Raw genomic sequence first — 13,044 nt, 5'->3', positions numbered from 1 at the left:
CGCCGCCGAACTGTCACCGCGCGACTCTCGATGAAGCGCCGTCCGGGGCGAAAGATAGTACATGTGTCCCTTACTCAGTTCATAGCTAACATTGTTTCCTAATTTCCGGGCAATGTTTATAATAGTTCATCCTAGAGTCGGACGTGCATGCCAAGCGATGACACAAACCTCGAACGGCGAGCCTTCCTCGCTATCGCGGCCGCCGCGGTCAGCGGCCTCGCGGGCTGCGACCAGCTATCCGATACCGACACGCCCACACCACGGACGACCGCTCCACCGACTGCCGACGCGCCCGAGACGGCCACCGAGACCGCGACCGACGCGCAGTCGTACGATGCGGAGGAGGACGTCATGGTGGAGATGCGGGACGGCGTCCGACTCGCCACCAACGTCTATCGGCCGGTCGACCGGGACGGGCCGTTCCCCGCGCTGTTGAATCGGACACCGTACAACAAGGCCGACGAGGAACCCATCGGGGGCGTTCAAGCCGCGGTCGACGCCGGCTACGCGGTCGTCCAACAGGACTTCCGCGGCCGGTTCGCCTCCGAGGGCAGTTTCCAAGGGTTCGATCAGGGGGCCGACGGCTACGACACCATCGAGTGGATCGCCGAGCGGGAGTGGAGCAACGGCGATGTCGGCATGTACGGCACCTCTTTCCGCGGGATGGCGACGTGGCAGGCCATCAAGGAGGACCCGTCACCGCTCGTCGCGGCAGCGCCGCTGGTCTCGCCGACGAACTTCTACGGCGACCTCCAGTACATGGGGGGTGCCGACAACTACGGCAGTTCGCTGGCGTGGCTGGCCGCGAACTCGTTCTCGCAGATTCCCCGTCTCGACGTCTCCGAAGCGGAGGCCGAGGAACTCCGGGCGGAACTCGGCGCGCTCCTCGGCAATCTCCCCGAGAGCGCGGACCGCCTGCCGACCATCGACCAGCCCGCGTTCGACGACGGCGTCGGTCCCCTCTGGCAGGACTGGCACGACCACCCCACCTACGACGAGTTCTGGAAGAACCTCGATGTCCTCAGTGAGATTCCCGACATCTCGATTCCGGTCATCCAAGCAAGCGGGTGGTACGACATCTTCCTCCGCGGGAACGTGTGGGGCTACGAGACCATCGAGGAAGAGGGGACGGACGTCGTCCGGGAGAACCAGAAACTCGTCATCGGTCCGTGGTCGCATCCGACCTACCCCTCCGCAGAGCCGGTCGGCGACCGCGACTTCGGTGCGAACGCGGGATACGACATCGCCGGGGAACTCGTCTTCCCGTGGTTCGACCACTGGCTGCAGGACCGGGACACCGGCATCACGTCGGCTCCGTCCGTCCAGTACTTCCAGATGGGCGACGACGAGTGGCGGTCCGCCGACCAGTGGCCGCCGGCCGGCGTCACGCCGACGAACTACTATCTCGACAGCGACGGGAACGCGAACACGGCGAGCGGCGACGGGGTGCTGTCCACGGCCGAACCGGCGGGTGACACCAGCGATAGCTACGACTACGACCCCAGCGACCCCGTGCCGACGCGGGGCGGTCCGCTCCACATGGGCGGGACGCTCACGGCCGGCGTCCGCGACCAGACGCCGGTCGAGGAGCGTGACGACGTGCTCGTGTACACCTCCGACGAACTGTCCGAACCGCTCACGCTGGCGGGCGACGTGACCGCGTCGCTGTTCGTCGAGACGACGGGGACTGACACCGACTTCATGGTGACACTCGTCGATGTCGACCCGGACGGGTACGCCGCGAACATCACGGAGGGCGCGCTTCGGATGCGCTACCGGAACTCATTCGAGGAGCCAGCGGCCGTCACTCCCGGACAGGTCTACGAACTCGAAATCGACCTCCGGGACGTCGCACACACGTTCCCGGCCGGCCACCGCGTTCGGGTCGACGTCACGAGCAGCAACTTCCCGAAACAGGACCGCAACCCCAACGTCATGATGCCCGTCGCCGAAGCGACCGCGTCCGACATGGAGACGGCGACACAGACGCTCCACCACGCTCCCGACCGGGCGTCGCGTATCTCGCTCCCGGTCCAGCGCTGAGCGCCGGTGGCGGGGCGAAATCGCGCCCGCCGCGCCTCGCCGGCCGCACTCACTCGGGTCCCGCCGCCTCGCGCTCGGCCTCGATTTCGCGCGCGGCTTCAAGGACGAGGTCGTCGTCGATGTGGTTGAGGAGTCGTCGATGGCCTCGCTCGCGCCGGCGTTCGACCTCGTCGCGGGCGAGATACGTATCGAGCCGGCGGTCGACCTCCCGCTCGCGGAGGTCGGCGAGTCGGTCGTCGTCGAGGCCGTGGTCGTCGGGCAACCGCTCGCGGAAGTGCTCGCGCCAGCGGTCCCGGTCGCGCCACTCGTCGTCGAGTCCGGCCTCCCGACGCATCCAGTCGTAGTAGTTCTGCATGGTCTCGGGGTAGCCCCGGTCCCGGCGCACGTCCTCGACGAGCGTTATCCCGACCCGGGTACCGCGTCCGGCGGCCATGCTCGCCTGATAGCCGGTCTCGCCGTAGGGCGCGGCGACGTAGAGCCCGTCGACCGGCGTCGTGCCGTCGCTTCCGGCGTAGTGCTTGTCGAATTTCTCGGTCACCTCGCCGTCGTGTTCGCGGGTCTCGAACATCGCCGCGTCGTCGCCGAGCCCGCGCATGTACTCGCCGCCGTACCGCGTGGCCGCGACGACGCGGCGTGCGGTGACCCGACCGCCCTCCTGCGGATTGACGACGAACCCGTCGCCGTCGGCGGTGCGCTCGACCGACTCGACGTGGTCGGCTGCGATGTCACAGCCGGCCGTCGTCGCGTGGTCGTGAAACAGCGCGTAGAGCGTCTCGATGTCGATGCCCGCGGGGAACCCGAGGTAGTTCTCCAAGTGGGCACACCGCTGGATGGAGGAGCGCCCGCGGTCGAAGACACACGTATCGAGGCCGTACCGAGCGGTGAGTACGCCCGCGGCACAGCCCGCCGGACCGCCGCCGACGACGGCGACATCGCGGTCGAACGGCCCGCGTTCGGTCGTCGCGGACGTGGTCATGCGTCGAACTCGCCGGTGACGGCGTCGGCGAGGTGAACGTCGCTGTCGAGTTCGTAGAGCGTCTCCGTGTCGGGCGGCCACGAGGAGTACAGCCCCTCCCAGTCGACGGAGACGCCGTCGAGGTGGTGGGTGACCGTCCGCCACAGCGGCTGATAGTACTCCGGAGCGTGCATCGCGTTGAGCGCGTCGCCGTAGCCGAGCGCGAGCGCCATGTCGGCGTGGTGAGCCAGAATCGTGAACACCTCCTCCGGGGGCCCGTCGAAGTCGACTTCGCCCGCGGGGGCCAACGTCGCCGAGTAGGCGGCATCTTCGGTCCCCGCGTCGGGCGTCGTGTCCGCGGATTCGGTCCCCCTCTCGTCACCACCCGAACAGCCGGCGAGTAAACCGCCACCGACGATTGCGCCGCCGTATCTCACGTATTCACGCCGCGTCGGAGCCTCGCGTTGCGGTGAGTCACGCGCCATATTGTTTAGGCCAGCCTAAATATACAAAGGGATTGTGGTCCTCCGGTACCTACCGGTGGGCAAACCTCGGTGAGTGGTGAACCGTTCGAGACGACGTACGTATCGTCCCACTCGGACGTTGCACGATGGGACAGTCGCGTACCCCGATATTCGTCACTACCGAATAAACAGGGCGGAATGGGGCGGTGCGGACGAGAAGCGGCCGCTCGACGCCAGCTCTCCGGCACCTCTATCACTATATCCCCGATACTTGTGTTCGTAATAGATATTCCCTGTCCATAAATGCATTTTTTGGCCCGTACTGGAATCTATTTATCTAACTGTGCCACCTCCATCATTATGTTTTGTATTTTACTACCATATTTGGCTATTACAGGAATAGATTTCGAAGCTATACGTGCATTATCGGACAGCGTAGAGCTCGTTTCGCCGAGTCCAGAACACGGGCGACACGTGGGTGCCAGCGGTGCTGCGCGGCATAAAGCGGGACAAAATAACAGATGTACGAAGGTTATTGTGTGAGCCCCCGGGCGACAGGTGCGCCGTACGCGCGGCGGCGAAGTGCCACCGAACGGCGGGAAACAGTTGATACAGTCGAGAGGAAATATTTATCAGAACACGTGGGTAAGTGCGTGTAATGACAACGGCCGAACCGACCACCGAGGCAGCCCACCTTGCGGTGCGGAACGTGGGCGGTATCGACGAGACGTCGCTGGACTTACCGCCGGGCGTCACCGTCCTCACCGGGAAGAACGCGACCAACCGCACGTCGTTCCTGCAGTCCGTCATGGCCGCGATGGGCAGCGACAAGGCGACGCTCAAGGGCGACGCCGACGAGGGGCGCGTCCAACTCGAAATCGACGGCGAGACGTACGAGCGGACACTGAAGCGGGCCGGCAACGCCATCCAGTTCGACGGCGAGAGCTACCTCGACGACCCCGAGGTCGGTGACCTCTTCGCGTTCCTCTTGGAGAACAACGAGGCCCGGCGCTCGGTCGCCCGCGTCGACGACCTCCGGGAGATAATCATGCGCCCGGTCGACACCGACGAGATACGCCGGGAGATACGCGACCTCGAATCAGAGAAAGGCGATATAAACGAGCGGATTGCCAATATCGAAGACCGGAAGCGAGACCTCCCGGACCTCGAACGGAAAAAGAACAATATACAAGAAGAGATAAAAGAGAAAAAGGAAGAGCTAGCAGAAAAAGAAGAGGATATAGAGTCGGAAAGTAGAGATATAGAAGAGAGTCGACAAGAGAAGGCCGACCTAGAGGAGAAGCTCGAAGAGCTTCGGGACACACGCTCGGAAATCGAGTCCGTTCGGACGCGTATCGAGCGACAGGAGGACAGCGTCGCCTCACTCAAGCAGGAGCGCTCGGAGTTGGAGAGCGAACTCGACGACCTACCGGACGCTCCAATGGGAGAGCACCGAGAACTCGAAGCGCAGATCGAGGAGCTCCGGAGCCGCAGACAGCGCCTCAACACCGAGATATCAGAGCTGCAGAACCTCATCCAGTACAACCGCGAACAGCTGGAGGACGGGAGCGAAGACGTGCTACAGACGCTCAGCGACGCCGAGGACGGCGACGCGGACGCCGCCGGCGGCGTCACCGACCAGTTGGTGACGGCAGAGGAGGACTCCGTGGTCTGTTGGACCTGTGGCTCGACGGTCGACCGCGACCAGATAGAGGAGACAGTCGATCGGCTGGAGTCGCTGCGAAGCGAGCGGGTGAGCGAACTCAACGAGGTCAAGTCGGACCTCGATTCCCGCAAGTCCGAACAGCGCGAGAGCGAACAGGCACAGAACCGCCGGGAGGAGATCGAGCGCCAACTCGACGAACTCGCCGACGAGATAGCGCGCCGCGAGGACCAGACGGAGTCGCTGAAGAGCCAGCGCGAGGAGCTGACCGAGGAGGTCGAGCGGCTCGAATCGACCGTCGACGACCTCGAATCCGAGGACTTCGACGACGTCCTCTCGCTGCACCGCGAGGCCAACCAACTGGAGTTCGAGATAGACAGCCTCGAATCCGACTTGGAGGACGTGACCACCGAGATCGGCGAGATAGAGGACCTCGTGGCGGAGGCCGACGACCTCCGCGAACAGCGGGACGAACTCGTCGACGAACTGACCGACAAGCGCACGAAGATAGACCAGATAGAGGCCGAGGCGGTCGAGTCGTTCAACGACCACATGGACGCTATCCTCGACATCCTCGGCTACGAGAACCTCGACCGCATCTGGATAGAGCGCGTCGAGCAGACGGTCCGCGAAGGACGACAGAAGGTCGACAAGACGGTGTTCGAACTCCACATCGTCCGGACCACCGAGGGCGGCGCGGCCTACGAGGACACCATCGAACACCTGAGCGAGAGCGAGCGCGAGGTGACCGGGCTCATCTTCGCGCTCGCGGGCTATCTGGTCCACGACCTCCACGAGACCGTCCCGTTCATGCTGTTGGACTCGCTGGAGGCCATCGACTCCGACCGCATCGCCGCGTTGGTCGACTACTTCGCCGACTACGCCCAGTACCTCGTCGTCGCGCTCCTCCCGGAGGACGCGCAGGCGCTGGACGACCAGTACACCCGAATCACGGAAATCTGACGGCTCTGACACACCATGGCAAACACGACAGACGGACGCCCCTCCAGCAAGGTCGCGCGGCTCATCGAGGAGTACGAACTCGACGGGTTCGGCGCGGAGCTAGAGGCGCGCTGGACCGGCGACGGCGTCGAGCGAATGAGTCTGCGGGACCTCGCGGACCACTTCAACAAGCGGCTGCTCGAAGCCCGACTGCTCGAAGCCGGGATGGGGGCGCTCGACCGGGACGTCGAGACGGTCTACCAGAACCTCACCGACGGGGACGTCAGCGCCGGCGTGGCGACCGATACGCGGAATCGCCTCGCGGAGAACGACATCGACACCGACGCGCTGGAGGACGATTTCGTCACGTATCAAGCGATACGGTCGTACCTGAAGTCCTACCGCGGGGCCGAGTACGAGGGCGTCTCCGACGCGGAGAAGGTCCAGAAGGACCTAGAGAGCATCCAGCGACTGATGACGCGAACGCAGTCGGTGGCGGAGGGGCGCATCGAGAAGCTACGGGACACGGACCGCATCGACGCCGGGGAGTTCGAGATACTGTTCGACCTCCAAGTCCTCTGTCAGGAGTGTGGCACGCAGTACGCCGTCGCGGAGTTCTTCGACCGCGGCGGCTGTGACTGCCGGCAGTGAGGGCGACATCCGCCACGGGTGACCGGGAATCCGTGATTGGATGGGAGGTTTTTTGGTCACAACGTCTGTACTCGGTCGTATGTCAGAGGAGACAGACGCAGACGCGGACCAAGTGACCGTGTCGATGGAGCTTTCGGGACCGTACAGCGACGTAGTATCGAAGCTCCGTGACGAGGAGTCCGAACCCGACACGCTGGTCCCACTGGCCGACGACGTCGAGACGCTGCTGGAGACGGTCGTCCGCATCGACGGTGGGACCCGGAGCGCCATCGCGGACCACCTCCCGTCGGATATGGCGGTGGAGTACGACGCCGAGGCGGTCGTCGAGACGATGCAGGTACTCGAACGCTACGACCTCGTGGTCCTCGAAGGGAACACGTGGAAGCCGGGGCCGGCGCTGCACACCTGAGCGGTCCGGAAGATTCGCTTTCTCGGAATCCTGAAAAAACAGTAACACATAAGCCGCCGCTGCCTCGATTTTATGCTAGGTATTACCAACCATGGCTGCACAGGAGTCACCCGGCCCGGGCAGACCGCTCGGCGAGGAGGAAGTCGGACAGCCGGGCTCGACGGTTCCGGCCGTCGAACACTACACGTGCGGGCTTGCCGGGATGTTGCTAGCCGTCGCGTCGTTCGTGGTGCTCTACTCCACCCTGCTGGCGCTGACGGCGGGCCTACAGTGGCTGTCCACGACCGTACTCGTCTTCGCCTTCGTGGCGACGTGGGTCGCCCTGTGGCTCGCGTTGGAACTCGCCTGGGAGTGGGCGGCGGGTCGGACGACGGTCAGGTAAGCCCGCGCGGTTAGAAGCCGAGTCGGTCGAGCAGGCCGCGGCCGGTGTCGGCGTCGCCGCCAGCCGCGTCGGTCGGTAGCTCCGCGGCGAGGGCCGCGACCTCCTCGTCGTCGAACCGGTCGTCGTCGGCCGCCTCGTCGAGCCAGCGGTCCCACGCCGCCGGGTCGAGCAGCCCCCGCGAGTCCGTCTCCCACTGGTCGACGAGGGCCTCGCGGTCGTGGAACGGCACGTCCATCCCGCCCCCGCTCCAATACAGCGGCGAGAGTTCGAAGGCGTACTCGGGGTCGTCGGCCCACACCACGCGGTAGGGGTAGCCGTTGTAGAGGAACACGTCGTCGGCGTCGACCACGTCGCCGTTCGGAAGCTCCAGCGTGCGGGTCACACCCAACGTACGACCGCCAGCGGTTTCAGCCCGTCGGCGGACGACGGGGAGAAACGAGAACGGACCCAGAACCACGCGGGGCGTCAGTACTCGTGGAGGGGACGCTGTCGAATCCGCCGGCGGAGCGTCGCCACGTCGGGGGTGTCGCTCCCGACGAACTGCTGGCAGACGGCGTGAACCTCGTCGCGGGTTATCTTGACGTTGCCCTGCTCGACCACGTCGGCGGGCCGCTCCCGGAGTTCGCGGATAGTACCGACCGCGAGCAGGAAGGGGATAGCCCACGCCGAGAGCGTGTTCCCGCGGGCCTCGGGCATCGCTTCGAGCCACGCCTGCGCGCCGTCGAGGTAGCCCTCGGCGCGGGCCGTCACCTGCTCGATGACCGGCACCACGCGCTCGGCGTTGGCGGCCCGTCCCACATCGTCGTGGTCGAGGCCCTGCTCGCGGAGCAGTTCCAGCGGGAGGTAGACGTTGTCCTCCTCCTGTTTGTCCGCGGCCGCGTCCTTGGCGACGTTGACCAACTGGAGCAGGAGGGCGAAGGCGCGGGCGTTTGCCTCCATCTGTGCGACCTGCTCGTCGGTCGCGTCGTGAGAGACCAACCCGGTGACGAGCGTGCCGACGGTTCCGGCGGCGTACCAGCAGTACTCCTCGAGTTCTTCGAGCGTCTTGATTCGGAGGCCCCCTTGGTCGGCGTACCGGTCGACGAACATCGCCATTCCGTCGACGAGTTCGCTCACCGGACCCCGGATGGTCCCCGTCGAATCGGGGTCCAGCGTCCGGAACACGTCGACGACTCGGTCGGCGTGGTCGACGACCCGCCAGTCGTCGTTGCGGTCGGCGGGAATCCACTCGTCGACCGCCTCGCGGAAGGTGCCGACGGTCGTCTCCGCGCCGGGGTCGAGGACCCGGTCGTAGGTCCGCAGTAGCTCGGACTGGACCGCGGGCGGGATGTGACCGGCGTCCTCGATGGTGTCGGCGACGCGACAGAGGAGGTAGCCGACGCAGATGTTGCGCGCCATCGGCTCGTCGAGTTCGGCGATCGTGAGACTGAACGTCCGCGACACTCGATGAACGGCGTCGTAGCACCACTCGATGTCGTCTGGGGGCGACCGGTCAGTGTGGTTCTGAGACATTCCCGACACCCGGCGTAGGGCGTACTGTGATAAAAATGGGACGGCTACGGGTGCCGAAACAGCACATCTAAGCGACCCGCGTCCCTACCCACGACCATGATTTATCTGTCCGCGGCGGTGACCGACGGATGAACGGGCGCGAAGCGGTCGCCTTCGGCGCGACGGTGCTGGCCATCGTCGTCGTCCCCGGACTCGCCAACTGGGGTATCGGGGCGCTTGGCTACCCGACGGTCGGGAGCGCCGTCTGGGCGCTCGGCTACGGGCTCGGCGTCGTCCTGATATGGATGGAGTGGATACGCCCGCTCGACATCAGCGCGCCCGAGGGCGTCGACCTCCAGAGCGACGAGGACACGTCGAGCGAGTGAGCGGGCCACGCCGGCGACGAACCAGTACGCTAAATCTCATACAACAGCCGTAGTAGTCCGTTACAAACACTTTTGTCGGTGGTCCACGGACGGAGTAGCATGGACGACCAGTCACTCGGCCCGGGAGCGGCCGGTTTCGGTGCCCGCGCCGGCTGGACACGCGAGCAGGCGGGGCGAATCGAGCGGACGGCGGCGACGGTCGCACCCGTCGTCTACCCGCCCGAGGACGACCAGATTCCCGAGGTCCACATCTGGGACACGTGGTTCCTTCGCGAGCGGGACGGCACGCTCGCGTCGGTCGACGGCTACCGGGTCTGTTTCTCGCTCACCGCCCCGTCGGACCTCCTACCGGGCAAGCGCCACGACGTGGCGACCATCCGCTGTTTCTACTCCCCCGACGGCCGCGAGTGGCACGACGCCGGTCCGGTCTTCGAGTCGGCGCTGGGCCAGCGCCAGTGGGCCGGGTCGGCCCTGTACGACGACGGCGACGTCTACGTCTACTACACCGCCGCCGGCGAGGCGGGGGCCGAGGACCTGACCTACACCCAGCGCATCGTCGGTGCCGGCGGCGGCAGTATCGACACCGCCGGCGGCTTCGACCTGCGCGGCCCGTGGAGCCACCACGAACTCCTCCGGCCCGACGGCGAGCGCTACGAGCGCGAGGAGCAGTCCCGCGGGATGATATACACGTTCCGGGACCCGTGGTTCTTCGAGGACCCCGCGACGGGCGAGACGTGGCTCCTGTTCGAAGCGAACACTCCGGTTCCCGACGACAGTGACGCCTGCGGCGGCGACGCCGCCCAACGGGAGTTCAACGGGAGCGTCGGCCTCGCGCGCTCACCGAGCGGCGACCCGCTCTCGTGGGAGTTGTCCGACCCGCTGCTGGACGCGGTCTGCGTCAATCAGGAACTCGAACGCCCCCACGTCGTCTACCGCGACGGCCTGTACTACCTCTTCGTCTCCAGCCACCTCCACACGTTCGCGCCCGGATTGGACGGGTTCGACGGCCTCTACGGCTTCGTCGCCGAGGAGCTACGCGGAGACTACGTCCCGCTGAACGAGTCGGGGCTGGTGGTGACCAACCCCGCGAACGCGCCCTTCCAGTCGTACTCGTGGATGGCCTTCCCCCACGGCGGCGAGGTGCTGGTCCAGAGCTTCTTCAACTACTTCGACTTCGCTGGCGACACGCTCGACGAGATAGCCCACCTCCCCGAGTCCGAGCAGATGCGGCGCTTCGGCGGGACGCTCGCACCGACGCTACGCCTCGACGCCGAGGGAGCACGAACCCGCATCGTCGGCAAACTCGGCCACTGGGAGGTGCCGACGACCGGCGAGGAACTGCCCCCCACCGACCGGGTACTGATTCGGCGCCGAAAGCGCCGCACCGAGGACGCGCCGACGTCGGGCTACGGGGCTCGAACGGACGAGTAACGACGAGCGCTCACCGCGACCACGCGTCGTCGAGTTCCCACACGTCCAGCGACGCGACGGTCGCCCGGCCGCCGTCGGCGGCCAGCGAGAGGCCCGCGGCGTCGTCCCGCGTCGGATAGACGCGGCTGGTCAGGCAGTGACGCTCGTTTGCGAACACCTCGACGATAGAGCCGTCGACGAACACCCGCAGCGACAGCGGCGCGTCGTAGGGCGTCACCCGCATCCGCTGGGTGTCGCTGGTCGCCTCGGGGTCGGCGCTGGCCGGCGCGCGGTCGACGGTGACCTCGCTGTTCCGGCCGTAGCGTATCGGCGTGTGCTCGGCGCGGTCGTCGGTCTCCAACACCGACAGTTCGACCGCCTCGGCGTCCTCCAACCGCACCGTCGCCCGGAGTTCGAACGCGTCGCTTGTCACATCCAGTTCGCGGCGCTCGTCGTCCAGTCGGACGCGGTCGCGGTGCGTGTTCGCTCCGCGCAACGCGGTCAGTTCCGGGGCCGGGCGCTGACAGAGTCCGCCGTCGTCGGCCAGCGACAGCTCTCGGGGCAGCGACATCGCGCCCGCCCAACCGGAGTCCCACTGGGCGCTCAGGTCGCGGGCCTCGGGCACCCACCCCCACGTGAGGACGCGCCCGTCGTCGGTCCACATCGACTGGGGGGCGTAGAAATCGCCGTGGTCGAGCTTGTCCCGCCGCATCGCCTCGAAGGAGCCGTCGGTGTAGGTGCCCAGAAAGTAGACCACGTCCTCGTAGTTCGAGACGTGGAGTAGCTGTCGGTCGCCGAAATCGAGCAGTTCGGGGCACTCCCAGACGGTGCCGGCGGTGTCCCGGTCGCCCGTAAGGATGGGGCCGCGGTACTCCCAGTCCCGCAGGTTCTCGGACTCGTAGAGCAACACCGCCCCGCCGCCGCCCTCGATGCCCGCGCCGATGAGCTGGTACCACGTGTCGTCTTCGCGCCAGACGCAGTGGTCGCGGAACTCCCCCTCCCAGTCCTCGGTCCGCAGGATTTCCGGCTCCGCGGGCGTCTCCTCGATGACCGGGTTGGCGGGGTCTTTCACCCAACCGGTGAGTTCGTCGTCGGCCGCCGTGGCGATACAGGGCAACTGGTGTTTGTCCCGACCGCCGGTGTAGAGAATCGTCGCCGTCCCGTCGTCGTCGACGGCACAGCCCGACCAGCAGCCGTCTCTGTCCGGGCCGTCGGGGTCGGGCGACAGCGCGACGGGGCGGTCCTCCCAGTGGACTAAGTCGTCGCTGACCGCGTGGCCCCAGTGGATGGTGTTGTGGAAGGGGCCGACCGGATTGTACTGGTAGAAGACGTGGTAGCGCCCGTTCCAGTGGATGAGGCCGTTCGGGTCGTTGAGCCAGTTGGCCGGCGGCGTGAGGTGGTAGCTCGGGCGCAGCGAGTCGTCGGCGAGCCGGGCGCGCGTCTCGGCAAAGGCCGCGGCGTCTTTCGGGCGGCCGACGAGGGCGTGTGGCTCGCCGGCCGCGAGGTAGTCGAGCGCGCCGGCGACGAGCGACTCGCGGTTCGACCGACAGACCTCGTGGGTCGGCTGTCGGAACGAGACGGCCGCACCGACGCCGAGGGCCATCCCGTCGCCGGGCTGCCACGAGACCGTCGACTGCTGTTTGACCACGTCGGCGTCGCCCCAGACGGTGCTCGCGAGCAGGTCGCCCTCGGCGGGGGCGACCCGCTCGTAGCGGGCGTAGGGGACGGTCACGCCCGGCCCGCGGGTGTGGACGCGCAGGGTGTCGAACGGGTTGCGGACCGGGTGGTCGTCGTACAGCGACCGCCAGAGCGGCCCGACCGGCACGTCGGCCTCCTCCCAGCCGACGGCGTCCGGGCCGACGGTGTCGAACCCCAGCGCCTCGACCGCCGTCAGCGCGCCGAGGGTCAACAACATCCCGCCGCCGTCGCGGACCCACTCGCCGAGGCGGTCCCACGCGGCCGCCGGGAGGACGTCGGCCGACAGCGGTTCCGTTCGGTGCCACCAGAGAACGTCGTAGGAGGACGGGTCGACGGCGTCGACGGCGACCGTCTCGGCGTCGAGGACCGTCTCACACCACTCGTAGGCGGCCCGCTGTTCGTCGGAGACCGAGTCGAGGAACAGACAGCCCGCTCGGGGCGACGCGTTCATCGGACGGTTCTCTGCCCCTCGAATATAAAAACATTCGGCAATCGTTCGTGCTTGTTCCTGCGCGAACGTGTCGCGGCGGCCGGCCGATGCCGCGAGTCA

The 13,044-nt window shown here is 66.7% G+C and carries 12 protein-coding genes; 7 read left to right on the top strand and 5 right to left on the bottom strand.

The window, feature by feature from the left end:
* Positions 1 to 147: 147 nt before the first annotated feature.
* Positions 148 to 2,043 carry a CocE/NonD family hydrolase gene (locus ACV7JO_RS03885; protein WP_470355034.1) on the top strand — a complete coding sequence of 632 codons (1,896 nt, stop codon included), beginning with the start codon at positions 148 to 150 and terminating at the stop codon, positions 2,041 to 2,043.
* Between the two features lie 49 nt (positions 2,044 to 2,092).
* Here ACV7JO_RS03885 and ACV7JO_RS03880 read toward each other — a convergent pair whose 3' ends face one another.
* Together ACV7JO_RS03880 and ACV7JO_RS03875 are read right to left on the bottom strand one after the other, a co-directional pair.
* A complete protein-coding gene (locus ACV7JO_RS03880; RefSeq protein WP_470355033.1) occupies positions 2,093 to 3,019 on the bottom strand; it encodes an FAD-dependent monooxygenase in 927 nt (308 codons plus the stop codon).
* A complete protein-coding gene (locus tag ACV7JO_RS03875) occupies positions 3,016 to 3,483 on the bottom strand; it encodes a hypothetical protein (RefSeq protein WP_470355032.1) in 468 nt (155 codons plus the stop codon). Before ACV7JO_RS03875 ends, ACV7JO_RS03880 begins: the two co-directional genes overlap by 4 nt.
* Before the next feature lie 637 nt (positions 3,484 to 4,120).
* On the opposite strand from ACV7JO_RS03875, the gene ACV7JO_RS03870 reads away from it, so the two are divergent.
* The 4 genes from ACV7JO_RS03870 to ACV7JO_RS03855 all read left to right on the top strand — a co-directional run bounded on the left by ACV7JO_RS03870 (position 4,121) and on the right by ACV7JO_RS03855 (position 7,509).
* On the top strand, positions 4,121 to 6,088 hold the full coding sequence (locus ACV7JO_RS03870) for an archaea-specific SMC-related protein (RefSeq protein ID WP_470355031.1): 1,968 nt from the start codon (positions 4,121 to 4,123) through the stop codon (positions 6,086 to 6,088).
* A gap of 15 nt (positions 6,089 to 6,103) precedes the next feature.
* The gene (rdfA, locus tag ACV7JO_RS03865) at positions 6,104 to 6,718 is read left to right on the top strand and encodes a rod-determining factor RdfA (protein WP_470355030.1); all 615 of its coding nucleotides are present in this window, start codon (positions 6,104 to 6,106) and stop codon (positions 6,716 to 6,718) included.
* 79 nt (positions 6,719 to 6,797) lie between these two features.
* Positions 6,798 to 7,127, top strand: coding sequence for a hypothetical protein (locus ACV7JO_RS03860; protein WP_470355029.1), 330 nt, complete (start codon positions 6,798 to 6,800; stop codon positions 7,125 to 7,127).
* A gap of 91 nt (positions 7,128 to 7,218) precedes the next feature.
* Entirely contained in the window at positions 7,219 to 7,509 is a 291-nt protein-coding gene (locus ACV7JO_RS03855; protein ID WP_470355028.1) for a hypothetical protein, read from the top strand.
* Between the two features lie 10 nt (positions 7,510 to 7,519).
* Here ACV7JO_RS03855 and ACV7JO_RS03850 read toward each other — a convergent pair whose 3' ends face one another.
* On the bottom strand, positions 7,520 to 7,891 hold the full coding sequence (locus ACV7JO_RS03850; protein WP_470355027.1) for a hypothetical protein: 372 nt from the start codon (positions 7,889 to 7,891) through the stop codon (positions 7,520 to 7,522).
* 83 nt (positions 7,892 to 7,974) lie between these two features.
* On the bottom strand, positions 7,975 to 9,021 hold the full coding sequence (locus tag ACV7JO_RS03845) for a phytoene/squalene synthase family protein (protein WP_470355026.1): 1,047 nt from the start codon (positions 9,019 to 9,021) through the stop codon (positions 7,975 to 7,977).
* Between the two features lie 128 nt (positions 9,022 to 9,149).
* Between ACV7JO_RS03845 and ACV7JO_RS03840 the strand changes: the two genes are divergently transcribed.
* Together ACV7JO_RS03840 and ACV7JO_RS03835 are read left to right on the top strand one after the other, a co-directional pair.
* On the top strand, positions 9,150 to 9,386 hold the full coding sequence (locus ACV7JO_RS03840; RefSeq protein ID WP_470355025.1) for a DUF7996 family protein: 237 nt from the start codon (positions 9,150 to 9,152) through the stop codon (positions 9,384 to 9,386).
* Positions 9,387 to 9,485: 99 nt separating this feature from the next.
* Entirely contained in the window at positions 9,486 to 10,817 is a 1,332-nt protein-coding gene (locus tag ACV7JO_RS03835; protein ID WP_470355024.1) for a glycoside hydrolase family 68 protein, read from the top strand.
* Positions 10,818 to 10,827: 10 nt separating this feature from the next.
* On the opposite strand, the gene ACV7JO_RS03830 is transcribed toward ACV7JO_RS03835, so the two are convergent.
* The gene (locus ACV7JO_RS03830; RefSeq protein WP_470355023.1) at positions 10,828 to 12,945 is read right to left on the bottom strand and encodes a GH32 C-terminal domain-containing protein; all 2,118 of its coding nucleotides are present in this window, start codon (positions 12,943 to 12,945) and stop codon (positions 10,828 to 10,830) included.
* Positions 12,946 to 13,044: the final 99 nt, after the last annotated feature.

It is taken from the genome of Haloarcula sp. MBLA0138 (assembly GCF_055632455.1).
This window is presented reverse-complemented; position numbering and strand designations above follow the sequence as displayed.